Source organism: Amycolatopsis rifamycinica (genome assembly GCF_000695625.1).
GTDB lineage: Bacteria > Actinomycetota > Actinomycetes > Mycobacteriales > Pseudonocardiaceae > Amycolatopsis > Amycolatopsis rifamycinica.
The window spans coordinates 71,070-95,566 of record NZ_JMQI01000062.1 but is presented as its reverse complement, the minus strand read 5'-3'; the positions used below and the strand labels follow the sequence as shown (position 1 = coordinate 95,566).

Below are 24,497 nucleotides of genomic sequence, written 5' to 3'. Positions count from 1 at the left end.
GTGGATCGACACGGGAAACTACCGAAATCCCGTAACCTCGGCGCGTGCCCGACCTGGAACCGGTGACCGACGCCGCGCTCAGCGCGCACGAACGGCTGGCGCTGCTCGACGAAGCCGCCGCCCGGCACGTCGACGAGCAGCGGCCGCCCAACACGCTCAAGGCCTACGCCCAGGACTGGCAGGTCTGGCAGGACTACACCGCCGAAGCCGGGATTCCGCCGCTGTCGGCGACGATCGGCGCGCTGACCGGGTTCGTCGTGTGGCTGGAACGCGGGCGCACGCTGCGACCGGACGAGCGGGCCGTGCCCGAAGTGCCCGAACGGGCCGCTCCGGCGGCGCCGTCCACCATCGAGCGGCGGCTCACCGGGGCGCTCGCCGGGCTGCGTCACCACAAGGTCCTCGTCGATCCCGAAGCCAGCCGGGCCGCGTGGCGGGCGCTGAAGGGTTACCGGCAGCGGCTGGCGCGGGAAGGCATCCAGCGCGGCCGCGGCAAGGCCACCATGGTCACCCTCGCCGACCTGCGGGCGATGTCGCGCGCGTGTCCCGACACCCTCGCCGGCGCCCGGGACCGGGCGATGCTGCTGATCGGCTTCCCGATCGCCGCCCGGTGCTCGGACCTGGCGAACCTGCTGGTCACCGACGTGCAGCCGGTCGACGACCGGGGGCTGGCGGTGACCGTCCGGCACGGCAAGAGCACCGGTGACATGGTCGTCCCGCGGCGGGAGAGCGCCGACACCGACCCGGTGCGGGCGTGGCACGCCTGGCGGTCCGGGGCCGGGATCTCCGAAGGGCCGGCGTTCCGCCGCGTCGACCGGCACGGCAACGTCGGGGAGCCCGCGTTGAGCACCACCGGCGTCAACCAGATCCTCACCCGGGCGGGCGTTCGCGCGGCCTTGCCGTACCCGGTGACCGGCCACTCCCTGCGGTCCGGGTTCGCCACCGAGGCCCGCCGCGCCGGGGCCGACGACCTCGCGATCGCCGACCAGGGCCGCTGGGTGCGCGGCAGCCGGGCGCTGTACGAGTACATCCGCCGCGTCGACCAGTGGAACGACAACGCGGCGGGCGCGCTCGACCTCTGAGTCACGGCGCCGATCGGGTGGCGCCGACGACTTCGCCGTCGAGGCGGGCGAGCCAGCTGCCGCAGACGCAGCGCACGTAGTCGAGCCGGTGGGTGACGGGCCGCACCGCGGCCGCCGGGAGTTCGGCGAGCGGCCAGCCGCAGCGGGGGCAACGGTTCCGGTCCATGCCCCGATCGTGGTGTAATGACTCAGTGCACTTCAACCCTTACGGCGGCGCGGCCGCGCTCGTGGCCGCCGACCTGGTCAACGCCGGGTCCGCGAGCGAGCTCCTCGACGGGATGGTCCGCAACGGCATGGCCATCAAGGCCCTGACCGACGGCGAAGCGGCCCTGATCGCCGCGTGGGCCGGCCGGCTGCGGCCGGTGTTCGCCGCCGGCGTCGCCGACCGCCCGGAGCTGGTCAACGAGCTGCTGGCCGAAGCGGCGTGCCGTCCGCACATCACCACCCACGACGGCAAGCCACCCCACCTGCACTACTCGGCGGCGGACGCCGGCCCGGTCGGCCGGGTCCGCGCGTACACCGCGGGCGGGCTGGCCCACCTGGTGTGCGAGGCACCGGACCGCCTGGGCATCTGCGGCCGCGAAGGCTGCGAAACGGCGTACGTCGACACCTCGCGCAACGGCCGCCGCCGGTTCTGCTCGACGCGCTGTGCGACACGGGTCCACGTCGCCGAGCACCGGGCCCGGCAGGTCAGCGCTTAGGTCAGCTCGACGACGGCCGCGGCTTCGCGCGGCACAGCCGGGTAGGCGGGCATGTCGGTGTGGACCATGATCGCGGCGACGGCGGGCAGCGCACCCGTGGCGATCGGCACCGCGCACGATCCGCGCCGCGGCGCCGCATCCCGGCGCCCACGGATGGTGCGCCGGGCGGAACCCGGCGCCACCCCACTGCCTACACTGGACACATGAGCAAGCGCTTAGTGTCCCTCGGGGACTCGTTCACCGAAGGCGTCGGGGACGACGATCCCGCCGCCCCGAACGGCGTGCGCGGCTGGGCCGACCGCGTCGCCGAGCAGCTCGCCGCCGTCGAGCCGGGCTTCCAGTACGCCAACCTCGCGATCCGGGGCAAGCTGATGCGGCAGATCCTCGGCGAGCAGCTCGAGCCCGCGCTGGCCATGGAGCCCGACCTCGTCACCCTCTACGCCGGCGGCAACGACCTCATGCGGCCCAAGGTCGACATCGACGCGCTGATGGCCGACTACGAGGCCGCCGTCGCGAAGATCCGGGCGACCGGTGCGCGCGTGGTGCTGTTCACCGGGGTCGACGGGGGCGAGGACGCGCTCTTCCGCAAGATGCGCGGCCGCGTCGCCATCTACAACGAGTTCGTCCGGGCCATCGTCGTCCGCCACGGTGCGTTGCTGGTGGACATGTGGGCCATGCGGCAGCTGCGGGACCGGCGGCTGTGGGCGCCCGACCGCCTGCACCTCAACGCCTACGGCCACACCGAGGTCGCCATCGCCGTGCTGGCGGAGCTCGGCGTCGAACACCCGCTGACCGGCACCGAACTCGGCCCGCGCGAGGTGCTGAGCCCGGCCGCGCGCCGCAGCGAGAACCTGAAGTGGGCCCAGGAACACGCGCTGCCGTGGGTGCGGCGCCGGCTGCGGGGCGAGTCCTCCGGTGACACGCTCACCGCGAAGCGCCCGGCGCTGGCGCCGGTGGACTCAGTGCCGGTCACCCGCTGACGGGCGGAGGCCGTCGAAGAGGATCGCCACGGCCCGGTCGCGCAGGGTCGCGTCCGGGCCGGCGTACTCCGCGGCCCGCGCGACGCCGATGATCACCGGGATGAGCTCGCCGACGACGAGGTCGGCCCGGACCGCGCCCGCCTCCTGCGCCCGCGAAAGCAGCACGCCGAGAGCCGCCAGCAGCCGCGCGCCGATGTCGGACTTCGCCACCGGCACGGTGACCCCGGCCGCGGTGAGCGCCTCGAAGTAGGCGTTCTTCGCGCTCGACATCTCGACCCAGCTGCCGAGGAAGGTGAAGAACGCCTCACCCGGGTCGGCGGACTCCGCGGCGACGGCGGCCTCGGCCTCCTCGACGAACCGGCTCAGCCGGGCGAACAGCACCGCTTCGAGCAGCGCCTCCTTCGTCGGGAAGTGCCGGAACACCGTGCCGATGCCGACGCCGGCGACGCGCGCGACCTCCTCGGTGGGGGCGCCGGTGCCCTTGGCGGCGAACACGTTCTCGGCCGCCTCCAGCACCCGCGCCCGGTTGCGCCGGGCGTCGGCGCGCAGCGGCTTCGGGTCGGTGGGGTCAGCCGCGGTGGGGGTCACCGTCCGATGGTAGCGGGGCCGGATCGGGCAGCGTGTCCAGCAACCGCGCCAGGGCCCGCGGCACGTGCGAGCGCCAGCCGCCACCCATGATCCGGCGGGAAACGCGCTGGAACTCGTCGTCCGGGTCGAACCCTTCGTGGCTGAGGAACAGCCGGGTGCCGGTGCCCTCCGGTTCGAGCCGCCACGTCACCGTCCACTGCGGACCCCAGCGGATGCTGAGCTTGCGCTCGGGTTCCACCTCCAGTACCTCGCACGCCACCGGGCCGCCGGCGAACCCGGCCGCGGGCACCGGCTCGGCCAGCAGCTCGAACCGGTGCCCCACCACGGGTTTGATGTCGTTGGGCATGTTGATCCAGCGCTCCAGCAGCTGGGGCTCGGTGAGCGCGCGCCACACCTTGCGGGGCGGGTGGGCGAGGAACTGGTCGACGTGGATCGCCGTCGGGTCGTCGGTCACCGGTCTTCTTCTTCCTCGTCCAGCAGGTCGCGCAGGTTGGCGAGCTTGGCGCGCCAGAAGCGCTCGTACGGGGTCAGCCAGTCCGCGACTTCTTCCAGCGGTGCCGCGTCGAGGCGGTAGACGCGGTTGCGGCCCTGGCGCTGTTCGGTGACCAGGCCCGCCTCGCGCAGCACCCGCAGGTGCTCCGAGAGGCTGGGCCGGGCCATGGCGAACCGCTCGGCGATCGCACCGGCGGCCATCGGGCCGTCGAGCAGCAGCCGCAGCACTTCGCGCCGCGCTGGGCTGGCCAGCGCGGCGAAGACGTCGTCGTTGACCGGCATCAGCGCGGCACGGCGCCGAAGTCCGACGGCTCCAGCAGGCCGATCGTGTGGCCGTCGACGTCCCGGAACGACGTCGCCCGGCCCCACGGCCGCTCGTCCGGCTCGGCGACCTCGACCCCGGCCGCCCGCAGCGCGGCGACGTCGGCGTCGACATCGGTGGTCTGCAGCTGGAAGTGCCGCGGACCCGGTTCGACCCCGGTGACCCGCTGGTCGGTCAGCACCACGCCGGTCTTCGCCCCCTTCGGCGCCACCAGCACGAACCGGCCGCCTTCGGGCGTACGGCGGTCGACGAGGGCCTCGAACCCGAGCTTGCCGACGTAGAACTCCCGCGCGCGGGCGTGGTCGGCGACCGGCAGGGTCAGGAACTGCACGTGGGTGATCGTCATGCCGCCGACAATACGTAGGATATCTCCTACGCGTCAAGCGGGTGGCCGAACCACCGTTCGAGGGCCGCGCGCAGGGCCTTGCGTTCGACGTCGTCCGGCTCCGCGGCGCTGGTGGCCCAGGCGACGTAACCGTCGGGCCGGACGAGCAGCGCGGTCGCCTCCCCCTCGGCGTGGCCGGCGACCAGGTCGACCCGGCCGGTCCAGCCGCGCAGCTCGTCGCCGAGCGAGCCGGTGAAGTCCAGCAGCAGCGGCCGGGCCGTCGTGGTCAGCTCGGCGAGCCGCGTGCCGTCGGCCAGCACGAGGTCGGGGGCCCAGCGGCCGTCGAGCGGGTGGTCGGTGCCCGGCGCGTACCGGACGTCGGCGCCGGACATCAGGTCGGCGATGTGCTGCACGGTGCCCGGCAGCCGGAGGAGTTCGCCGAACAGCTCGCGCAGCGCGGTGACGTTGCTGCCCGGGCTGATGAGCGCGGACTGGGCCTGGGTGTGCATGACGACGCGCTGGGCGACCGGGCGGCGTTCGCTCTCGTAGGTGTCGAGCAGGCCCTCCGGCGCCCGGCCGCCCACGGTCGCGGCGAGTTTCCAGCCGAGGTTGACCGCGTCCTGCAGGCCCAGGTTGAGCCCGGGGCCGCCGAGCGCGGAGTGGACGTGCGCGGCGTCGCCGACCAGCAGGACGCGGCCGTCCCGGAACCTGTCGGCCAGCCGGGTGTTGCGCCCCCGCAGCCGGCGCAGCAGGTGCGGGCCGTCGCCCTCGGGCGCGCCGAGGGGCAGGTCGCACCCGAGGACCCGGCGGATGCTCGCGCGCAGGTCGTCGAGGGTCATCGGCGGTTCGTCGGCGGGCTCTTCGTCGTCGGTCCATTCCATGGAGCTCAGCAGCGGACCGGCGGGGAACGGCGCGTAGACGAACAGCCCGGTTTCGGTGCGGTGGTGGAAGAACGGCGGGATGACGCCGTGCCCCGGTACGCGCAGCCCACCCGAGCCCGGGTCGGTGAACTCCGCCGGCACCGTGGCGTTCGCGGTGTAGGACAGCGTGCGGTCCTCGGTGACGCCGGGGAAGCCGATGCCGGCGAGCTTGCGGGTGATGCTGCGGCCGCCGTCCGCGCCGACGAGGTAGCGGGCGTCGAGCCGGTACGAGCCCTCGGGACCGGTGACGTCGAGGGCGACCGCGTCGGCGTCCTGCACGAGGCCGGTCACTTCGTGGCCGCGCCGGATCTCGACGCCGAGTTCGGCGGCGCGTTCGCCGAGCATCGCCTCGACCCGGCGTTGCGGCACGCCCAGCAGGTGCAGCGAGTTGCGCTCGGCGAGGGTCAGGTCCAGGCGCAGGGCGCCGAAGACGAACGCCGGCGCGGCAGGCCCGATCGGGCCGTCGAGCCGTTCGTGCAGGCCGCGGCGGTCCAGGAGGCGGACGACCTGGCCGACGAGGCCGTTGGCGCGGTTTTCGGCGGTGGGGGCGGGCAGCCGTTCCAGAACCAGCGGACGGACCCCGGCGAGGGCGAGTTCGCAGGCGAGCATGAGGCCGTTGGGGCCGGCTCCGGCGATGATGACGTCTTCCACAGTGGAAACTCCTTTGGACGTGAAGCTGTTTTCGGGCACGGCGAAGCAGCCCGGCGTGCGGGCGTGGTGCGGATGGCGGGCTTAGCGGGGTTCGGGCAGGCCGGCGGCGAGCCGGTCGAAGACGTCCCGCAGGATGTCGCCCAGTGACTGCCTCGGTTCGGCGATGAGCCACTGCCGGCTGACGACGTTGAGCGCGGCGCCGACGACGCCCGCGACGAGCCGCGGGTAGACGTCCCGGGTGGCGTCGGCGCTGGTGCGTTCGGCGACGGCGAGGGCGAACTCGGCTTCGGCGGCCGCCCCGGCCTTCTGGAACTCGCCTTGCAGGGCGGGCTCGGCGACCATCAGCCGCAGCCCTTCGACCCAGCTGCGGTCGGCGGCCTGCCCGCTGGGCAGCGGTTCCCCGAGCGCGAACCCTTCGAGCGCGGCGTGGGTGATGGCCTCCCAGATCGGTTCTCCGGCCGGGCGCTCCCGCAGGGCGGCGGCGATGGCCCGGGCCCGGTCGTGGTGCCGGGCGACGATGGCTTCGCCCTTGCTGCCGAAGTAGTTGCTGAAAGTCCGCGTGGACACCCCGGCTTCGGCGGCGATGTCTTCGATCCGGACGTTGTCGAAGCCGCGTTCGACGGTCAGCCGGATCGCCGCCCAGCTCAGGGCGATGCGCGTTTCCCGCTTCTTGCGTTCGCGGAGGCCGGCTCGGTCGGTGTCCATGCGTCCACCCTAGCGGAACTTGCCGAATCTGCAACGTTGCCTAGTCGGCAAGTTTCAGTGTCCGATTCCCCCCTTCCTCCGGCAGTGATCGGACGAGAAACCGGTCATCGATCGCCGAAAGCGTGGCGGGACGCCACACTGTTGTGTGACATCGGTCACCGGAGGTGTTGCGAGATGGTTCTGGGCGACAACGGCGTCACGCGCCAGGTGGCGGCGGACAGCAGAGTGCAGGTACGGCGGGCGGCGCTGGCGAGCGCGGTCGGCACGACGATCGAGTGGTACGACTTCTTCCTCTACAACACCGCGGCGGCCTTGGTCTTCCCGCACCTGTTCTTCCCGGCCTCGAGCGCGTACGCGGGGGCCATGCAGTCGTTCGCCACCTACGCGGTCGGGTTCGCCGCGCGACCGGTCGGCGCCGCGATCTTCGGGCACTGGGGCGACCGGATCGGCCGGAAGGCCACCCTGATCGTCACGCTGCTGCTGATGGGCATCTCCTCCGGCATCGTCGGGATGCTGCCCGGGACGTCGGCGATCGGGATCGCCGCGCCGCTGCTCCTGGTGCTGCTGCGGCTGGTGCAGGGCATCGCCATCGGCGGCGAGTGGAGTGGCTCGGTGCTGCTCGCCATGGAGTGGGGTGACCAGCGCAAACGCGGCCTGCTCGGCAGTTTCGCGCAGATCGGCGTGCCGGTCGGGCTGGTGCTGGGCACCGGCGGGATGACGCTGCTGTCGGCGACGCTCTCCCCCGCCGCGTTCGACTCCTGGGGCTGGCGGATCCCGTTCCTGCTCAGCCTGGTGCTCGTCGCGGTCGGCCTGGTGATCCGGCTGAAGATCCTCGAAACGCCGATGTTCGCGAAGCTGGTCGAGAACCGGCAGACCGCGCGGACGCCGGTGCTCGACGCGATCCGGCACCACTGGCGGGAGATCCTGCTTTCGGCCGGCGTCCGGTTCAGCGAGCAGATGCCGTTCTACCTGTTCACCAGCTACGTGCTGATCTACGTCGTGTCGCGGCACGAGTTCAGCAAGACCTTCGTGCTCAACGCGGTCCTGGTCGGGGCGGCGTGCGAGCTGGCGCTGATCCCGCTGTTCTCGGCCATGTCGGACACCTTCGGCCGCAAACGGGTCTACCTCTGCGGGGCGGTGCTGACCGGGCTGATCGCCTTCCCGTACTTCACGATCCTGGCGCACGGCAGCCACGCGCTGGTGTTCGTCGCGGTCGTCGTGTCCTTCGTCCCGCACGCCCTGCAGTACGGCCCGCAGGCGGCGCTCATCGGCGAGAGCTTCCCGACGCACCTGCGCTACGGCGGCGCGGGGCTGGGGTACCAGCTGGCGTCGGTGTTCGCGGGCGGACCGGCGCCGCTGCTGGCGACCTGGCTGCTGCACACGACCGGGACGCCGTACGCCATCTCCGGCTACATCGTCTTGGCCGCGGTGGTCACGGTCCTGTGCGTGATCTTCCTGAAGGACCGGTCCAAAGCGGACATCGACGACGTCACCGTCTACCAGCGCACCTGACCGGACGACACGCGTGCCCAGACGGACGACACACGTGTCTGGACGGACGACACACGTGACGAGGGCCTCCCACCGGGTGGGTGGGAGGCCCTCGTCATGCGAGCGTCAGCGGCGCGGGCCGCCCTGGGGGCCGCCGAACGGGGGCTGCTGCGGGAACGGGCCGCTGCCCGGGTTCTGCTGCTGCGGGCCGCCGAACTGGCCCGGCGGCGGCGCCTGCGGCGGCTGGCCCTGGTACTGGCCGCGCTGCTGCTCGACGCCGGCCGGGGCCTGGGGCTGAGGCAGCGCCGGCTGGCCGCTCCTGGGCGTCGACGGCTGCTGCGGCGGGGGCACGGCCTCCGTGCCGCGGTCCTCGTCGGCCTCCGGTGCGGTCTGCTGCTGGGCCGGGCGCGGGATCGACGGCCGCGCGGGCGGCGACGAAGGCGCCCCGATCGCCGGGACCTCCTTGCGCGCGACCGCTTCCGCGGCCGCGACGGCCTCGGCGACCTTCGGGTCGCTCTTGGTCTCGAACCAGCTGGCGACCTCGTCGTCCTCGAGGTCGGGCTTGTCCGCGACGTCGTCCTGCGGCGGCTCGTACCGGAACACGCCGTCGTCGCCCGGGGCTCCGAGCGCGCGGGCGAAGCCTTCGAGGGCCTTGCCGTAGTCGCTGGGGATCATCCAGACCTTGTTCGCGTCGCCCTGGGCCATCTGCGGCAGCGTCTGCAGGTACTGGTAGGCCAGCACCTCGGGGGTCGGGCGGCCGGCCTTGATCGCGGCGAACACCTTCTCGATCGCCTTCGCCTGGCCCTGCGCCTGCAGGTAGCGGGCGGCCCGCTCACCCTGGGCCCGCAGGATGCGGGACTGCCGCTCGGCCTCGGCGGCGAGGATGGTCGCCTGCCGGGCACCTTCGGCGGCCAGGATCTGGCTCTGCTTCTGGCCTTCCGCGGTCTTGATCGCCGACTCCCGCTGACCTTCGGCGGTGAGGATCATGGCCCGCTTCTCGCGGTCGGCGCGCATCTGCTTCTCCATCGAGTCCTGGATGGAGGGCGGCGGGTCGATCGCCTTCAGCTCGACGCGGCTCACGCGGATGCCCCAGCGGCCGGTGGCTTCGTCCAGCACGCCGCGCAGCTGGGTGTTGATGGAGTCGCGGGAGGTCAGGGTCTGCTCGAGGCTCATGCCACCGACCACGTTGCGCAGCGTGGTGGTGGTCAGCTGCTCGACACCGACGATGTAGTTGGAGATCTCGTACACCGCGGCGCGCGAGTCGGTCACCTGGAAGTACACGACCGTGTCGATCGACACCGTCAGGTTGTCCTCGGTGATCACCGGCTGCGGCGGGAACGAGACGACCTGCTCGCGCAGGTCGATCCGGGCGCGCACCTTGTCCAGGAACGGCACGAGGATGTTGAGGCCGGGCGAGGCGACCGTGCGGAACCGGCCGAGCCGCTCGATCACGGCCGACTGTGCCTGCGGCACCACCATGACCGCCTTGGCTATCGTGATGATCACGAGCAAGGCCAAAGCTATGACCAGGCCGATCACAAATCCGGTCAAGAGAATTTCCCCTTACCTAGTACCATTCTTGCGCGGTTGACGGCGTTCCGGGTGCCGCGGGCGGGCGCACCTCGAGGGTCAGCTCCTTCGTGGTGATGCCCCAGCGGCGGGTGGTGTCGTGCAGGACTGTCCACACTGTACGGTGCAGGTCCCCGGGCGCGGTGACGGCGCGCTCGGCGGTGGTCAGGCCGGCTTCCTGCCGCAGCGCCGAGCGGGTCAGCTGCTCGATCGCCAGGGCCGGGTTCGCGATTTCGTAGCCGGCCAGACGCGGGTCGGTGACCGCGAAGACGACCTCGAAGCCGATGAGGACCTCTTTCCCGTCGCCGGTTCCGGCCGGGCGGGGCGGGGCCGAGAGGATCTGCTCGCCGAGGTCGAAGCGGGCGCGGACGCGGTCGGCGAACGGGAGCACCAGGTGACGGCCGGGGCCGAGCACGGTGCGGAACCGCCCGCCGCGTTCGAGCACCGCGGCGTGGCCCTCGCCGACGATGACGAGTCCCAGGCTCACGGCTCGGCCGACACGACGGCGGTGGCGCCGGAGATCTCGACGACCGTGACCGGGGTGCCGGGCGCGATCGGCGGCAGGTGCTCGCCGAGGCTGCGGGCCGACCAGACGTCACCGCCCAGCTTCACCTGCCCGGCCTCGGCGTCCACTGTGGACACGACGACGGCGCGGGCGCCGATCAGCGCGTCGATCCCGGTGTGGTGGACCGGACCGGACAGCAGGCGCCGCTTGAGCGCGGGGCGGACCAGCAGGAGCATGCCGACGGAGGCGACGGCGAACACGGCGACGTCGATGACCAGGTTGCCGGTCAGCACGTCGGCCCCCGCGCCGAACAGCGCGGCCACGCCCAGCATGACCAGCACGAAGTCACCCGAGACGACTTCGGCGATCACCAGGGCGATGCCGACGATCAACCAGACCAGTGCCCAAGCCATGGCTTCATGCTCTCAGATCGCGCCGGTTCGCACCGGCGCCGTGACGGGACGTAACCTTCGCGTGACCTTGGACAAAACGGACATTCAGTCCTCTTCCTCCGGCTCGGTGACGAAGTCGATGAGCCGCTCCACGGCCCCGATCAGCGGGGTCTCGAGGTCGCGGAAACTGCTCACTCCGCTCAGGACACGCTGCCAGCCTTCGAAAGGTTGCCCCCAGCCGAGCGCGTCGCAGATCCCCTGCTTCCACTCCGTCCCGCGGGGGATCTTCGGCCACGCTTCGATCCCGACGGCTCCGGGCCGCACGGCCTCCCAGACGTCGATGTAGGGGTGGCCGGTGACCAGCACGTTCTCGTCGCGGATCGCCTCGACGAGGCGGGACTCCTTGCTGCCGGGCACGAGGTGGTCGACCAGCACACCCAAGCGACGGCCGGGTCCGGTGCCGAACTCGGCGATCCGGTCGGCGAGCACGTCGACGCCGTCGAGCGGCTCGACGACGACGCCTTCGACGCGCAGGTCGTGGCCCCAGACGCGTTCGACGAGCTCGGCGTCGTGCTTGCCTTCGACCCAGATGCGCGAGTCGCGGGCGACCCGGGCCTTGAGGCCTTCGACCCGCACCGAGCCGGACGCCGAGATCCGCCGGGCCGGCGCCTTCGCCGGGGCCCGGTACGGCACGAGCGTGACCGGCTTGCCTTCGAGGAGGAACCCGGCGGGCGCGAGCGGGAAGACGCGGTGGCGGCCCTTGGCGTCTTCGAGCACGACGTTGCCGTACTCGATCTTCACCACCGCGCCGCAGAAGCCGCTGGCCGGGTCCTCGACGACCAGGCCGGGTTCGGCGGGGACCTCCGGCACCTTCTTGCGGCGGGGGCCGGCGAGCACGTCGTCATAGGAATGGGAGCGCACGACCAGGGAACGTAGTGCTCCCCGGTGCTCGAGCGGGTCATGCCACGCCGGTCAGCGCGCCATCTGCAGGAGGGCATCGGTGAACGGCGTGTGCTCGCCCCGGCGCAGCGGCGCGAGCGCGACCAGCGGGGCCATCGCGACGCACCACGCGCGGACGCGCTCGGCATCGAAGCCGGGGACGTGCGGGGCGAGCGCGGCGATGCCGTCGTCGATCGTGCCGCCCGCGGCCATCGGCACGAAGACGAAGTCGACCGCGTCGAGGGACGGGTCGCCGAGCCCGGGCCGCGGGTCGATGGCGACCGCGCCGCGTCCGGGGCCGGCGTCGAGGACGTTGGCCGGATGCAGGTCGCCGTGGATGAGGGTGACCGGTCCGCTGGTGGCCAGGGCCAACGCGCGCTCACGGCCCTTGGCCAGCACGTCGGCGCCCATGTGCCCGGCGGCCGCGGACTCGCGGCGACGGCGTTCGGAGAGGTCGAAGATGAACTCGATGCCCTCGGCCAGCCGCCGGAACCCGCGAGGAGGCTCGGCGGAGTGCAGCTGGGTGAGCAGCTCGCCGATCTCGGCCCACGGGACGGCACGACCGGTCAGCTCGGTTCCCGGAACCAGGCCTTCCAGCAGGATGGCGTTGGCGCCGAGGTCGGCGTCGAGCACCTGGACGACGCGGGAGCAGCCGGCCCAGGCGCGCAGTCCGGCGAACTCCAGCCGGACGACCTCGGGGTCCGGGGTGAGCTTCAATACCCGCAGGTCGCCGTCGGGGCCGGTGCAGAGCAGGGTGCGGCCGGTGTTGCCGGGCCGCGCCTCGCGGACGGTCAGCCCCCACTGCGCGGTCAGCCGGGCGACCAGGTCCGGGAGGGCATCGCACCACGGCTCGGCCAGTTCCGCGCCGAAGCGGTCGACGAGCCGGGTGCGGGCCGCGTCGTCGATCAGAACAGGGGCCACGGGATCGCTCGCCAGTCGTCACCGGGCGCCGGGAAGATGCCCTCGGCGAGCAGCAGGTCCGTGCGCTCGGCCAGGGCGCGGATCTCGAACTTGGTGATGTGCTCGGCCAGAGTCGTGCCGAGGCCGCCGTCGAGTTCCGAGCGCAGCTTGCGCAGCTTTTCGACGGTGTCCGGTGGCAGCGGCTCGCCGATCCAGCCCCACAGCACGGTCCGCAGCTTCGGGTCGGTGTGCAGGCAGATGCCGTGGTCGACGCCGTAGACGCGGCCGTCGACGCCGGGCAGGAGGTGGCCGCCCTTGCGGTCGGTGTTGTTGGCGACGATGTCGAGCACGGCGATGTCGCGCAGGCCGGGGTGGTCGGCGTGGGCCAGCACCGCGGGTTCGCCGAGCCGGTCGTGGGCGTGCAGCACCGGGCGCCAGCCGTCGGGGACCTCGTCGGGCGGCAGGACTTCCACCAGGTCGTCTTCGGTGGTTTCGATCCACAGCTGGACCATGCCGGGGCCGAACGGGCCGTCGCGCAGCACGGTCGGCGGGATCGCGCCGAGGCCGGTGGTGTCGGCGATGATCGCGGTGGCGACCTCGCGCCCGGCCAGGGTGCCGTCGGGGAAGTCCCACAGCGGCCGCTCCCCCGACACCGGCTTGTACACGACCCGGCCGGTGACGCCGTCGAGCTCGATGGCGCAGAAGAGCGTCACGTTGGAGGCGTCGACCAGCCGTCCTTCGACGTCGATGCGGCCGTGGGTGACAAGTTCGCGGGAGGCGGGGTCGGCGGGGACGGTCGCCATGATCAGTCTTCGCCCGCGTCGGTCTCGCGCCGGTAGCCGTTCTGCCGGGGGCAGATGTGCCCGGCGGGGTCGAGCGGCTCGGCGCACAGCGGGCACGGCTTGCGGCCGGCGTTGACGACGCGGTCGGCCCGTTCGGCGAAGGCGCGGGCGGCGGCCGGGCTGAGGAAGACGCGGACGGCGTCCGGGCCCTCCTCGGTGTCGTCGAGCACGACCGTTTCGTCGACCTCGCCCTCGGTGATGGCGAGCAGTTCGATGACGACCGCGCTGCTGTCGGCGTCCCAGCCCAGGCCCATGGTGCCGACCCGGAACTCCTCCTCGACCGGCACGGTGAGGGGGTCGAGGTCGACGAGGTCCTCGGGGGCGTCGTCGGGGACCTCGGCGCCGAACCGGCTGGCGACCTCCTCCAGCAGCGAGCTCAGCCGCTCGGCGAGGACGACGACCTGCTGTTTTTCGATGGTGACGCTGATGGTGCGCACGTCCTCCGACGCCTGGAGGTAGAACGTGCGATCGCCGGGCTCACCGACGGTGCCGGCGACGAACCGATCCGGCTGGCGGAAGACGTGGATTACGCGAGACATAGCACTGACGACCCTAGGCCACCGGCGCATGATCGGCATCCGCCGCCCCACCGTTCGACGGCCGCTAGCCTCGGGGGGTGTCTCGGATCTCCCCGTGCGGAACCTGGTCTTCGCCCATCACCGCCGCCGACGTGGCCGCCGCCGGCGGCGGCCCGCAGTGGCTCGACGTCGTCTCCGGAGAGGTGTGGTGGGCCGAGGCACGACCCGGTGAACAGGGCCGGGTCGCCCTGGTCCGGGCGGTCGCGGGGGGTACCGAGGACGTGCTGCCCGCCCCGTGGAACGTCCGCAACCGGCTGCACGAATACGGCGGCCGGCCGTGGGCGGTCGCCGACGGCGTGGTGGTGTTCACGCACTGGGCCGATCAGCGCGTGTACGCGCAGAGCGAAACCGGCGTGGTGGCGCTCACGCCGTCCCCCGCGGAGCCGCAGAGCGTCCGCTACGGCGATCTGCGGCCCGGGCGGCCCGGGGAGGTGTGGGCGGTGCGGGAGCGCGGCACCGGGCCGCGGCCGACCGACATCGAGCGGGAACCGGTGGCGATCGCCCTGGACGGCGGCGGCGAGCGGGTCCTGGCCGCGAGCCACCGGTTCCTGACGGTGCCGAAGCTGTCGCCGGACGGGCGGCACGCGGCCTGGTTCGGCTGGGACCACCCGCTGATGCCGTGGGACGGCACCGAGCTGTGCGTGGCGCCCGTCGACGGGGACGGCGCCTTCGGGCCGCACCGGGTGCTGGCCGGCGGCGCGGACGTCTCGGTGTGCCAGGTCGAGTGGGAGACACCGGCGGCGCTGCTGGCGCTGGCGGACCCCGGCGGCTGGTGGAACCTGCACAGGGTCGGCCTGGACGGGTCGGTGGTGAACCTGGCGCCGGTGGAGCAGGAGCTGGGCGGGCCGCTGTGGAAGGTGGGCTCGCGGTGGTTCGCGCCGCTGGGCGGTGGCCGGCACGCGGTGCTGGTCGCGGGCCGGCTGGCGGTGCTCGACGAGGCGGACGGCTCGGTGACGCCGGTGGCCGGCGAGCTGACGGCCTGGTCTTCGACGGGACTCGCGGTGCTCGGTGACGAGGTCGCCGGCGTGGCGGGCGGGCCGGCTCGGGAGTCCGCCGTCGTGCGGGTGTCCCCCGACGGCGGGGTGACGGACGTGACGCCGCAGCCCGAGCTGCCGGAGGCGTACCTGCCGGTGCCGCAGGAGCGGGTGTTCAGCACGGCGGACGGCGAGACTGTGCCGGTGGTGCTGTACCTGCCGCGGAACCCGGATTTCACCGCACCCGACGGCGAGCGGCCGCCGCTGCTGGTGGACGTCCACGGCGGCCCGACCGGGCAGCACTTCGCGGATCTGAAACTGGAGATCGCGTACTTCACCAGCCGCGGTATCGGCGTGGCGGCGGTGAACTACGGCGGGTCGACGGGGTTCGGGCGCGCCTACCGGGAGCGGCTGCGGGAGCAGTGGGGCGTGGTGGACGTCGCCGACTGCGCGGCGGTGGCCGAGGCGCTGGTGGCGGCCGGGCTGGCCGACGGTGACCGGCTGGCGATCCGGGGCGGCAGCGCGGGCGGCTTCACCGCGGCGGCGTCGCTGACGACGACGAAGACCTACCGGGCGGGCACGGTGATGTACCCGGTGCTGGACCTGGCCGGGTGGACCGGGACCGGGGGCGACACGCACGACTTCGAGTCGCGGTACCTGGACGGGCTGATCGGGCCGCTGCCGGCGGCGCGGCAGCGGTACGTGGACCGCTCGCCGCTGGCGAACGTCGGCGGGCTGGCCGGGCCGGTGCTGTTCCAGCAGGGCCTGGAGGACCGGATCTGCCCGCCGGAGCAGGCCGACCGGTTCGTGGCCCGGCTGGCCGGGCGCGGCATCCCGCACGCCTACCAGCGGTTCGCCGGTGAGCAGCACGGGTTCCGGCAGGCGGCGACGATCGTGGCGGCGTTGGAGGCGGAATTGTCGTTCTACGGCCAGGTGTTCGGTTTCGAGACGCCGGGCGTGGCGCGGCTGGAGCTGTCGCGGTGAGGCCGCCGCGGTTGCGGGCCGGCGACACGCTGGCGCTGGTGGCGCCGGCCGGGCCGGTGCCGGCGGACCTGCTGGAGAAGGCGCTGCCGGTGCTGCGCGGCTGGGGTGTGGAGGTGCGGGTCGGGCCGTGCGTGCGTTCGTCGCCCGGCACTCCGCCGTACCTGTCCGGTGCGGACGCGGCGCGGGCGGCGGAGTTCACCGAAGCGTGGCTGGACCCCGGGGTGCGGTGCGTGCTGGCCGCGCGCGGCGGGTACGGGGTGCAGCGGATGCTGGACCTGGTGGACTGGGCGGCGCTGCGGGCGGCGGGCCCGAAGGTGCTGGCCGGGTCGTCGGACATCACGGCGTTGCACCGGGCGGTGGACGTCCACCTTGGACTGTCCACTTTGTTCTCCCCGATGCCGGCGAGCGTGCTGTTCGACGACTTCGCGGTCGAGCACCTGCGGCGGTCGCTGTTCGAGCCGGAGCTGAACCGGGTGGTCCGCGGCGGGTCGGCGCTGGTGCCGGGCCGGGCCTCGGGCGTGCTGACGGGCGGGAACCTGTCGATGCTGGCGTCGGGGATCGGCACCCCGGAACACGGCTCGGCGCGCGAGGCGATCGTGCTGCTGGAGGACGTGACGGAGAGCGTGTACCGGCTGGACCGGCTGCTGACGCAGCTGCTGCGCAGCGGCTGGTTCGAGGGCGTCCGCGGCATCGTCCTGGGCTCGTGGGCGGCGTGCGGCGACCCGGCGGAGGTGCGGGCGCTGATGGTGGACCGGCTGGTGCCGCTGGGGGTGCCGCTGGTCGAGGAGTTCGGGTTCGGGCACGTGGCCTCCTCGCCGACGCTGCCGCTGGGGGTGCCGGTGACGCTGGACGCGGACCTGGGGACGCTGACCTTCGACGCGCCGGCGTTGACGTGACCCCGGACGAGGCCAGGAACCGCTTCGCCGCCGCGCGGGTCGCCCGGCTGGCGACGGTCTCGGCCGAGGGGGTGCCGCACCTGGTCCCGGTGACGTTCGCGGCGCGCGGCGACGTGGTGGTGTTCGCGGTGGACCACAAGCCGAAGACGTCGGTGGCGCTGCGCCGCCTGCGCAACATCGAGTCGAACCCCGCGGTGTGCTTCCTCGCGGACGGCTACGACGAGGACTGGTCGCGGCTGTGGTGGGTCCGGGCGGACGGGATCGCGCGGGTACTGCCGCCGGGGTCCGAGCCGGTGGAATGGCTGGTGGCGAAGTACGAGCAGTACGCGCGGCGGCCGCCGGAGCACGCGGTGGTGGTGACGGACGTGCACACGTGGCGCGGCTGGACGGGCTCGTGAGTGGTGCGGCAGGTGCTTGGCCGGCTGGCCACCACACGGCGCTGCCCGTGGTCGGGTGCTACCGCGAGCTCTGGTCGCGGAGGAACTTCTCCGGGCGCCGCCAGGCGTCGATGATGCCGAGCGGGTCGGGGCGCAGCAGTGACGCCGCCGAGTACAGGCTGGCCACCACGACGCCGGCGATGAACCACCAGTCGTACAGGGCCTGCTCGCCCGTCGGGTAGTACACCAGCGTCACGAACACCGAGACCGCCACCACGAGCGCCAGGTGCCTCGGCTGCCACTTGAACGCCGACAGGAGCACGAAGCCCCAGGTGAGGTACCAGGGCAGGGTCGGCGGCATGAGGATCGCCACGGCCAGGAGCGAGATCCCGGCCCGGTACACCGCCTCGGTGCCGCCGCCGCGGGCGAGCCACCACTGGCGGACGCCGAAGCCGATCAGGAGCAGCATGCCCGCCGCGCGGGCGACCGTGACGAACGGGGAGACCTGGACGTCCACGATCAGGTGGACCAGGTTGTAGAACACCTCGCCGATGCCGGTGGGGATGTTGAGCCAGTTCGCGATGAGCTGCGGGGCCTTGAGCCCGGACCACCAGCCCATGTTCAGCGAGCCCAGCGAGATCCAGGTGCCCGCGACGAACACCGGCAGGAACAGGCCCACCGAGGCGGCGCCGGCGCGCAGGAAGTTGCGGACCTTCGACTCGCCCGTGAGGTGGTTGGCCCACATCCAGACGAGGAACGGCAGCGCGATCGCCGCGGTGGGCTTGATCAGCATGCCGATCGTCACCAGGACGACCGCGACCACGTGCTTGCGTTCCAGGGCGGCGAGGACGCCGATGGTGAGGAACGCGAGCATCATGAGGTCGTTGTGCGGGCCGCCGAAGAGGTGGATCACCATCATCGGGCTGGCCACCGCGAGCCACAGCGCGACCGGGAGCTTGCCGCCGAGGTGCTTGACCAGCCGCGGCAGCGCCCACAGCGTCCCCGCGAGGCCGGCCAGCAGCACGACGCGCATGAGGATGACGCCGAGGATCATGTTGTCGCCGGTGGTGGCGACGACGCCCTTGGAGATCAGCAGGAACAGGGGCCCGTACGGGGCCGGGGTGGTCTGCCAGAGCGGGTGGACGTTCTGCACGACGTTCGGCAGCACGTCGAGCTCGGCGGGGCCGTTGGCGTACGGGTCGAGCCCGTAGAGCAGCTGGGCGCCCTGGCCGAGGTAGGAGAAGACGTCGCGGGTGAACAGCGGCGGCGACACCAGCAGCGGCGCCATCCAGCACCCCGCCGCGACGAGGATCGGGCGGCTGCCGATGCGGCCGGCGAGCACGTAGCGGCCGAGCCGGACCCAGGCCCAGACGACCAAGCCGAAGCCGGTGTAGAGGACGGCGTTGGCGAGCATGCGCCCGTGGCCGTAGCGGACCCACGAGAGCGGGCCGTGGCCGAGCACCGGGTCCTTGATGAGGATGCCGCCGGCGCCGAGCGCGGCGATCATCAGCAGGGTGCTGCCGACGGTGCCCATCGCGATCGTGCGGTACGGGAATCGCGAAGGCACGCGTAGCCGCTCGGCCAGGCCGGTCGAGGGCGTCTGTGCGGGGTCGGTGGTGGTCGCCATTTCCGTTCGGAGATTACACACCGCGCTCGTGCAGAGTTCCCGCAGTGCCGGTTTTCCGGTGGCTCGCAGACACCGGAGGGCGCCGCGGGTCAGGTTCCGAGGGTGCGGTGCTGGGCGGTGCCGCCGGGGAGGGCGGCCAGCAGGGACTTCGTGTACTCGTGCCGCGGGTCGAGCAGGACCTGTTCAACGGTGCCGGTTTCGACGAGCTCGCCGCGGTACATCACGGCGACGCGGTCGGCGATGTTCCAGGCCAGCCCCAGGTCGTGGGTGATCACCAGCGCCGCGAGGCCGAGTTCGCGGCGCAGCCGCAGCAGCAGGGCGAGGATTTCGCCGCGGACGGAGGCGTCGAGGGAGGCGACCGGTTCGTCGGCCACCACCACCGACGGTTCGAGCGCCAGTGCCCCGGCGATGACGACGCGCTGGCGCTGGCCGCCGGAGAGCTGGTGCGGGAGCCGGTCGGCGTACTTCTCCGCCGGCCGCAGCTCGGCGGCTTCCAGCGCGCGGTGGACGACGTCCCGTTCGTCGGCGAGCTTGTGGATCCGGGGGCCTTCGGCGACGGCCTCGTACACGGTGTGGGCCGGGTTCAGCGCACTCGTCGGGTCCTGCAGGACGAGCTGGACCTGACGGCGGTAGGCCTTGAGCCCGGCGCCGCCGGTGGGTACCGGGTGGCCGGCGTAGCGGACCACGCCGGAGTCGGGTTTCTGCAGGCCGAGCAGGGTGCGGGCGAGCGTGGTCTTGCCGGAGCCGGACTGGCCGACCAGGGCGACGATCTCGTCGCGGGACACGGTGAGGTCGACGCCGGCGACGGCGTTGATCCGCTTGCCGGTGCGGTCGCGGAAGGACACGCGCAGGTTCTCCGCCGCCAGCAGCGGCTCGCCGCCGGGGGCGCGGTCCTCCGGTTCCGGTGGCAGGGGGCTGCTGGTGGCCGGGGCGAAGCGGGACACCGGGTCGCCGACGGTGGGGAACGCCGCGGCCAGCGCCCGGGTGTGTTCGTGCTTCGGCGAGCCCATGACTTCGGCGCTGGGGCCTTCTTCGACGATCTGCCCGTCGTACATGACGGCGATGCGTTCGCAGGTGGCGGCGAGCACGGACAGGTCGTGGCTGATCATGATCAGCCCGATGTGCTGTTCGGCGACCAGCCGCGAGAGCAGGGCCAGGACCTGGGCCTGGACGATGACGTCGAGAGCGGTGGTCGGTTCGTCGGCGATGATGAGCCGGGGTGAGCAGGCCAGGGCCATGGCGATCATGACGCGCTGCTTCTGCCCGCCGGACAGCTCGTGGGGGTAGGCGCCGGCCCGGCCCGGGGGCAGGTCGACCTGGCCGAGCAGTTCGGCGACGCGGGCGTCGACCTCGGCGTCGGTGAGCGCCTTGCCGCCGGCGGGCGGGTGCAGCCGCAGCGGTTCGGCGATCTGCTCGCCGATCCTGCGGACCGGGTTGAGCGCGTGCATGGCGCCCTGGAACACCACCGACGCCTCGGCCCAGCGGACCGCGCGCAGCCGTCCCCACTTCATGGTGGTGACGTCTTCGCCGTCGAGGAGGATCTCGCCGGTGATCTTCGCGGTGCGCGGCAGCAGCCGCAGGACGCTCATGGCGACGGTGGACTTGCCGGAGCCGGATTCGCCGGCCACGCCGAGAGTGGCGCCGGGGTCGAGGGTGAGGCCGACCCCGCGGACGGCGGGGACGTCGGACTCCCCCACCGCGTAGGTGACGTTCAGGTCGGTGAGCTGCAGCAGCGGGGTGGTCACTTCTTCAACCTCGGGTTGAACACGGTCTCCAGGCCCCGGCCGACCAGGGTGAAGAAGAGGACGACGAGGACGATGGCGATGCCGGGCGGGAGCACGTTCCACCAGGCGCCGCGGCTGATGGCGCCGTTGTTGAGCGCGTTCTCCAGCACCAGGCCCCAGGTGATCGAGTTGGGGTCGCCGACGCCGAGGAAGGACAGGGTCGCGTCGGCGATGACGGCGTTGCCGACGACGAGGGTGGTGTTGGCCAGTACCAGCGGCATCACGCCGGGCAGGACGTGCCGGCCGATGATGTGCAGGTGGCCGCCGCCGAGGGCGTGGGCGCGTTCGATGTAGGGGCGGCTTTCGATGGTCAGCGTCTGGGCGCGGACGAGCCGGGCGGTGCTGGGCCAGGCGGTGAGGCCGATGGCGAGGATGATCGTGCCGACGCCCCTGGGCAGCACCGCCGAGAGCGCGATGGCGAGGATCAGCGAAGGCAGGACCAGGAAGAAGTCGGTGAACCGCAGCAGGGTGCCCGACACCCAGCCGCCGAAGTGGGCGGCGGTGATGCCGATCAGGGTGCCGATGACGACCGACAGCAGCGCGGCGGAGAACCCGACGAGCAGGGAGATCCGGGTGCCCCAGACGGTCATCAGCAGCACCGAGCGGCCGAAGTTGTCGGTGCCGAGCCAGAAGCCGGCGTCCGGCGGGGACAGCGGTGCCCCGGTGGCCTTGGTGACGTCGAGGCCGGTCTCGTCGCTGACCAGCGGCAGGAGCAGGGCGACGAGCACGGTGGCGCCGAGCAGGACGAGCCCGGCGAGCGCGGCGCGTTGGCCGGCGAATTCGCGCCAGGTCCTGGCCAGTGCCGCGCGGCGGCGGCTCCAGGCGATCTGCCGCGGGGTCTCGGCGGTGGTCATGAGGTACGCACCCTGGGGTCGAGCACGCGGTAGAGCAGCTCCGCGAGCAGGTTCATCAGCACCACCGCGCCGGCCAGCACGGTGAACACGCCCTGCAGCACCGGCAGGTCGGGGCCGTGCAGGGCGTCGTAGGTGAGCTGGCCGAGGCCGGGCCAGCTGAACACGGCCTCGACGGTGACCGCGCCGGCCAGCACCGAGCCGAACTGCATGAACACCAGCGTGGTGGTGGGCAGCAGGGCGTTGGGGACGGCGTGGCGGCGGCGGACGAGGTCGTCGCGCAGGCCCTTGGCGCGGGCGGTGGTGAGGTAGTCGGCGTTCATCTCCCCCAGCAGCGACGACCGCATGATCAGCATGTACTGGGCGTAGAACACCGCCAGCAGCGTCACGCACGGCAGCACCAGGTGGTGCAGGACGTCGAGGGTCTGGGACAGGACGTCGGTGCCGGCGTCCGGGGAGTGCATGCCGCGGCTGGGGAACAGGCCGTTGGTGACCACGAGCAGCATCAGGCCGAGCCAGAACTGCGGGACCGACCAGAGGGTCAGGGCGAGCCCGGTCTGGCTGCGGTCGAAGAAGCTGTCGCGGCGCCAGGCGGCGCGGATGCCGAGCCACAGCCCGAGCAGCACGGCGAGCAGGGTGGCGCTGCCGACGAGCAGGATCGTGGGCCAGAGCCGTTCGCCGATCATGTCGGCGACCGGGCGGCCGTTGTTGAGCAGCCGGGATTCGCCGAGGTCGCCGTGCAGCAGGTTCCAGAAGTAGTTCCCGAACTGGACGAAGACGGGCTTGTCGACGCCCATCTTCTCGCGCAGTTCGGCGATCTGCTGGGGACTGGTGACGCGGTCGCGGGTCATCGCGGCGACCGGGTCGCCGGGGAGCATGCGGAACAGGAAGAAGAACAGCACGATCACCAGGACGATGCTGATCAGCGCTTCGAGGATCTTGGTGAGCACGAACCGGGCCGTGCCGGTGCCGCCGCGGTGCTCGTCGAGGTCGACGAGCACCGCGGCCTGGTCGGGGGTGGTCATGTCCTACTCGCGGTCTTCCGCCGACTTGCCGCGCCGGCCGAGCAGGATGCCGCCGCCGACGAGGACGACCACGACGACCGCGCCGAGGACGATCCACAGCACGGTGCTGCCGGAGCCGCTGCTCGCGGTGTCGGTGGTGCCGGCCGGGGTGGCGCCGTAGACGCCCCAGTAGCCGGTCTGCTCGAGGATGGCGCCCTTGGGCTGCGGCTGGGTGGTGAAGCCGGAGAACTTGTCGGAGCGGTAGGCCTCGAGCGCGTTCTGGTAGTCGAGCACGATCGTCGGGAACTGGCTGTAGAGCCGGGCCTGGGCCTGCTTGACGTACTCGGCGCGCTTGGCGTCGTCGGTTTCGGTGAGCTGCTTCTTGTACAGGTCGTCGTAGGCGGCGTCGCAGAAGAACGTGTCGGTGCTGCCGCCCTTGCCGTCCGGGGCGGGCCGGGCGGCGCAGGTGTGCAGCGACAGGGCGTAGTCCGGGTCGGGGTTGGTGCCGTAGCCGCCGATGGCGAGGTCGTACTTGCCGACGGCGGTGCGGTCGGACAGCTCGTCGTCGGAGACCAGGTCCTGCTTGACGGCGATGCCGATGTCCTTGAGCCAGCCGGTGACGTACTGGGCGACGCCCTGGTCGTAGCTGCGGTTGGCGTGGCCGGTCAGGCGCAGCTCCAGCTTGGCGCCGCCGGGGGCGGTGCGGACGCCGTCGGGGCCCTTCTGGTAACCGGCCTGATCAAGGGTGGCGTTGGCGGCGGCGAGGTCGAACTTGACCTTTTCGCCGGCGCTGGGGTCCCAGTGGTAGGCGCTGTAGACGGCGGGCACGACGCCGCCGCCGACCTGGCCGAGGCCCTTGAGGACCTTGTCGACGATGGCCTGGGTGTCGACGGCCTGGGTGATGGCCTTGCGGACGTTGATGTCCTTGAGGACCGGGTTGCCGTCACCGATCGGGTTGTTCGCGTTGTCGGTGACGCCGAAGTTGATCGACAGCTCGTCGTAGCGGCGGCCGGGGGCGGCGTTGGTGGTGATGCCCTGCTGGCCCTGCAGCGCGGCGAACTGGTTGGGGTTGAGCCGGTTGATGACGTCGACTTCGCCCTGCTTGAGCGCGTTGACCGCGGCCTCGGTGTCCTTGAACTGCAGCAGCTGCAGTTCGTCGACCTTGGGGGCGCCGCGCCAGTAGTCCTTGTTGGCCTTGAACTTGACGTACTCGTTCGGCTTGTACTCGGTGATCCGGAACGGGCCGTCGGAGACGCCGGCGACGGCGAGGGAGTCGGTCGAGGCGGCCTTGAGGTCGGTGACCGGTTCCCAGATGTGCTGCGGCACGATCGGCACGTCGAGCAGGTTCATGTTGACCTGCACCGTCTTGGTCTTGATGACCAGGGTCGTGTCGTCGGGCGCGGTGACCGTCTCGAAGTTGGCCACGTAGTTGCCGTTGGCGGTGCGGGCGTTTTCGTCGGTCAGCATCCGGTTGAAGGTGTACGCCGCGTCCTTGGCGGTCACCGGCTTGCCGTCGCTCCACTTGACGCCGCCGCGGATCTTGAAGGTCCAGGTGAGCTTGTCCGGCGACGGGGTCCACGACTCGGCGAGCGCGGGCGAGGCTTCGGCCTTTTCCGCGTTCGGGACGGTCAGGAATTCGAAGGTGAACCGGCCGATCTGGGTGGAGGCCGACAGCACGGCGGTGAAGGGGTTGAGGTGGTCGATGCCGGTGGTGAGCGCGACCCGCAGCACCTTGCCCTGCTGGGCCTGGGCGGGAGCGGCCAGCGGGATCGCCGCCAGTGTCGCGGCCGCGACGACCGCGCCCACGCGGGCGAACCGCCCGCTTCTGCGTTGGAACTGCACCGAAAACCACCCCATCGTTCGCTTGTGAGCCTCCCCGAAGACGAGAAGTAACCACATGTCGGGACAACTGCGCAATATGTTGCCGCCCCGGCAGGTGCCCGATCGTTATCGACCCCCTGATCGTCACGCTGGGTGACATTCGGCGGTGGGGGCGTCCCGCGTCCGGGGGCCGGGCGCGC

Annotated in this window: 26 protein-coding genes; 7 read left to right on the top strand and 19 right to left on the bottom strand. The window is 72.4% G+C overall.

Going from position 1 to position 24,497, the window contains the following annotated elements:
• Positions 1 to 44: 44 nt before the first annotated feature.
• Positions 45 to 1,079: a site-specific integrase gene (locus tag DV20_RS28550; protein WP_043785736.1), complete on the top strand. Its 1,035-nt coding sequence runs from the start codon at positions 45 to 47 to the stop codon at positions 1,077 to 1,079.
• A gap of 1 nt (position 1,080) precedes the next feature.
• Here DV20_RS28550 and DV20_RS45965 read toward each other — a convergent pair whose 3' ends face one another.
• Entirely contained in the window at positions 1,081 to 1,245 is a 165-nt protein-coding gene (locus DV20_RS45965) for a hypothetical protein (protein ID WP_167344406.1), read from the bottom strand.
• 25 nt (positions 1,246 to 1,270) lie between these two features.
• On the opposite strand from DV20_RS45965, the gene DV20_RS28545 reads away from it, so the two are divergent.
• Together DV20_RS28545 and DV20_RS28540 are read left to right on the top strand one after the other, a co-directional pair.
• The gene (locus DV20_RS28545; protein ID WP_043785735.1) at positions 1,271 to 1,780 is read left to right on the top strand and encodes a CGNR zinc finger domain-containing protein; all 510 of its coding nucleotides are present in this window, start codon (positions 1,271 to 1,273) and stop codon (positions 1,778 to 1,780) included.
• A gap of 203 nt (positions 1,781 to 1,983) precedes the next feature.
• Complete coding sequence (locus DV20_RS28540) at positions 1,984 to 2,760, top strand: SGNH/GDSL hydrolase family protein (protein WP_200876515.1); 777 nt, start codon at positions 1,984 to 1,986, stop codon at positions 2,758 to 2,760.
• Here DV20_RS28540 and DV20_RS28535 read toward each other — a convergent pair.
• From DV20_RS28535 to DV20_RS28510, 6 genes are all read right to left on the bottom strand, one after another.
• Positions 2,740 to 3,348 carry a TetR/AcrR family transcriptional regulator gene (locus DV20_RS28535; protein WP_043785731.1) on the bottom strand — a complete coding sequence of 203 codons (609 nt, stop codon included), beginning with the start codon at positions 3,346 to 3,348 and terminating at the stop codon, positions 2,740 to 2,742. The genes DV20_RS28540 and DV20_RS28535 overlap by 21 nt on opposite strands.
• Complete coding sequence (locus tag DV20_RS28530) at positions 3,329 to 3,802, bottom strand: SRPBCC family protein (protein WP_084093723.1); 474 nt, start codon at positions 3,800 to 3,802, stop codon at positions 3,329 to 3,331. Before DV20_RS28530 ends, DV20_RS28535 begins: the two co-directional genes overlap by 20 nt.
• Complete coding sequence (locus DV20_RS28525; protein WP_043785728.1) at positions 3,799 to 4,122, bottom strand: metalloregulator ArsR/SmtB family transcription factor; 324 nt, start codon at positions 4,120 to 4,122, stop codon at positions 3,799 to 3,801. The genes DV20_RS28530 and DV20_RS28525 overlap by 4 nt, the downstream gene beginning before the upstream one ends.
• A complete protein-coding gene (locus DV20_RS28520; protein WP_043785726.1) occupies positions 4,122 to 4,508 on the bottom strand; it encodes a VOC family protein in 387 nt (128 codons plus the stop codon). The genes DV20_RS28525 and DV20_RS28520 overlap by 1 nt, the downstream gene beginning before the upstream one ends.
• 26 nt (positions 4,509 to 4,534) lie before the next feature.
• Positions 4,535 to 6,058, bottom strand: coding sequence for an FAD-dependent monooxygenase (locus DV20_RS28515; protein WP_043785725.1), 1,524 nt, complete (start codon positions 6,056 to 6,058; stop codon positions 4,535 to 4,537).
• 81 nt (positions 6,059 to 6,139) lie between these two features.
• Positions 6,140 to 6,763, bottom strand: coding sequence for an acyl-CoA-like ligand-binding transcription factor (locus tag DV20_RS28510; protein WP_043785723.1), 624 nt, complete (start codon positions 6,761 to 6,763; stop codon positions 6,140 to 6,142).
• Positions 6,764 to 6,937: 174 nt separating this feature from the next.
• Between DV20_RS28510 and DV20_RS28505 the strand changes: the two genes are divergently transcribed.
• The gene (locus tag DV20_RS28505) at positions 6,938 to 8,275 is read left to right on the top strand and encodes an MFS transporter (RefSeq protein ID WP_043785720.1); all 1,338 of its coding nucleotides are present in this window, start codon (positions 6,938 to 6,940) and stop codon (positions 8,273 to 8,275) included.
• A gap of 105 nt (positions 8,276 to 8,380) precedes the next feature.
• Here the strand turns inward: DV20_RS28505 and DV20_RS28500 are convergent, their stop codons facing one another.
• The 7 genes from DV20_RS28500 to DV20_RS28470 all read right to left on the bottom strand — a co-directional run bounded on the left by DV20_RS28500 (position 8,381) and on the right by DV20_RS28470 (position 13,940).
• Positions 8,381 to 9,805, bottom strand: a complete 1,425-nt coding sequence (locus tag DV20_RS28500; RefSeq protein WP_043785718.1) for an SPFH domain-containing protein — start codon at positions 9,803 to 9,805, stop codon at positions 8,381 to 8,383.
• A 16-nt stretch (positions 9,806 to 9,821) separates the two neighbouring features.
• Positions 9,822 to 10,310: an SPFH domain-containing protein gene (locus tag DV20_RS28495; protein ID WP_043785717.1), complete on the bottom strand. Its 489-nt coding sequence runs from the start codon at positions 10,308 to 10,310 to the stop codon at positions 9,822 to 9,824.
• Positions 10,307 to 10,741, bottom strand: coding sequence for an NfeD family protein (locus tag DV20_RS28490; RefSeq protein WP_043785716.1), 435 nt, complete (start codon positions 10,739 to 10,741; stop codon positions 10,307 to 10,309). The genes DV20_RS28495 and DV20_RS28490 overlap by 4 nt, the downstream gene beginning before the upstream one ends.
• Before the next feature lie 84 nt (positions 10,742 to 10,825).
• Positions 10,826 to 11,641 (bottom strand): DUF3097 domain-containing protein, encoded by an 816-nt coding sequence (locus DV20_RS28485; RefSeq protein ID WP_043785713.1) that lies wholly within the window; start codon positions 11,639 to 11,641, stop codon positions 10,826 to 10,828.
• Positions 11,642 to 11,692: 51 nt separating this feature from the next.
• Entirely contained in the window at positions 11,693 to 12,580 is an 888-nt protein-coding gene (locus DV20_RS28480; protein WP_043785711.1) for an aminoglycoside phosphotransferase family protein, read from the bottom strand.
• Positions 12,565 to 13,362 carry an SCO1664 family protein gene (locus DV20_RS28475; RefSeq protein ID WP_043785710.1) on the bottom strand — a complete coding sequence of 266 codons (798 nt, stop codon included), beginning with the start codon at positions 13,360 to 13,362 and terminating at the stop codon, positions 12,565 to 12,567. The genes DV20_RS28480 and DV20_RS28475 overlap by 16 nt, the downstream gene beginning before the upstream one ends.
• Before the next feature lie 2 nt (positions 13,363 to 13,364).
• On the bottom strand, positions 13,365 to 13,940 hold the full coding sequence (locus DV20_RS28470; RefSeq protein WP_043785707.1) for a DUF3090 domain-containing protein: 576 nt from the start codon (positions 13,938 to 13,940) through the stop codon (positions 13,365 to 13,367).
• 77 nt (positions 13,941 to 14,017) lie between these two features.
• On the opposite strand from DV20_RS28470, the gene DV20_RS28465 reads away from it, so the two are divergent.
• From DV20_RS28465 to DV20_RS28455, 3 genes are read left to right on the top strand one after another with little or no spacing between them, the layout of a single operon-like run.
• On the top strand, positions 14,018 to 15,937 hold the full coding sequence (locus DV20_RS28465) for a prolyl oligopeptidase family serine peptidase (RefSeq protein WP_043785706.1): 1,920 nt from the start codon (positions 14,018 to 14,020) through the stop codon (positions 15,935 to 15,937).
• On the top strand, positions 15,934 to 16,833 hold the full coding sequence (locus DV20_RS28460) for a S66 peptidase family protein (RefSeq protein ID WP_043785704.1): 900 nt from the start codon (positions 15,934 to 15,936) through the stop codon (positions 16,831 to 16,833). Before DV20_RS28465 ends, DV20_RS28460 begins: the two co-directional genes overlap by 4 nt.
• On the top strand, positions 16,830 to 17,231 hold the full coding sequence (locus DV20_RS28455) for a TIGR03668 family PPOX class F420-dependent oxidoreductase (RefSeq protein ID WP_043785703.1): 402 nt from the start codon (positions 16,830 to 16,832) through the stop codon (positions 17,229 to 17,231). Before DV20_RS28460 ends, DV20_RS28455 begins: the two co-directional genes overlap by 4 nt.
• A 58-nt stretch (positions 17,232 to 17,289) precedes the next feature.
• Here DV20_RS28455 and mptB read toward each other — a convergent pair whose 3' ends face one another.
• The 5 genes from mptB to DV20_RS28430 form a co-directional block, all read right to left on the bottom strand.
• The gene (gene mptB / locus DV20_RS28450) at positions 17,290 to 18,837 is read right to left on the bottom strand and encodes a polyprenol phosphomannose-dependent alpha 1,6 mannosyltransferase MptB (RefSeq protein WP_043785701.1); all 1,548 of its coding nucleotides are present in this window, start codon (positions 18,835 to 18,837) and stop codon (positions 17,290 to 17,292) included.
• Between the two features lie 89 nt (positions 18,838 to 18,926).
• Positions 18,927 to 20,582, bottom strand: coding sequence for a nickel ABC transporter ATP-binding protein NikE (gene nikE, locus DV20_RS28445; RefSeq protein ID WP_043785699.1), 1,656 nt, complete (start codon positions 20,580 to 20,582; stop codon positions 18,927 to 18,929).
• Complete coding sequence (locus tag DV20_RS28440; protein WP_043785697.1) at positions 20,579 to 21,475, bottom strand: ABC transporter permease; 897 nt, start codon at positions 21,473 to 21,475, stop codon at positions 20,579 to 20,581. Before DV20_RS28440 ends, nikE begins: the two co-directional genes overlap by 4 nt.
• Positions 21,472 to 22,497 carry an ABC transporter permease gene (locus tag DV20_RS28435; protein ID WP_043785696.1) on the bottom strand — a complete coding sequence of 342 codons (1,026 nt, stop codon included), beginning with the start codon at positions 22,495 to 22,497 and terminating at the stop codon, positions 21,472 to 21,474. The genes DV20_RS28440 and DV20_RS28435 overlap by 4 nt, the downstream gene beginning before the upstream one ends.
• A 3-nt stretch (positions 22,498 to 22,500) precedes the next feature.
• Positions 22,501 to 24,333 carry an ABC transporter substrate-binding protein gene (locus DV20_RS28430; protein ID WP_043785693.1) on the bottom strand — a complete coding sequence of 611 codons (1,833 nt, stop codon included), beginning with the start codon at positions 24,331 to 24,333 and terminating at the stop codon, positions 22,501 to 22,503.
• Positions 24,334 to 24,497: the final 164 nt, after the last annotated feature.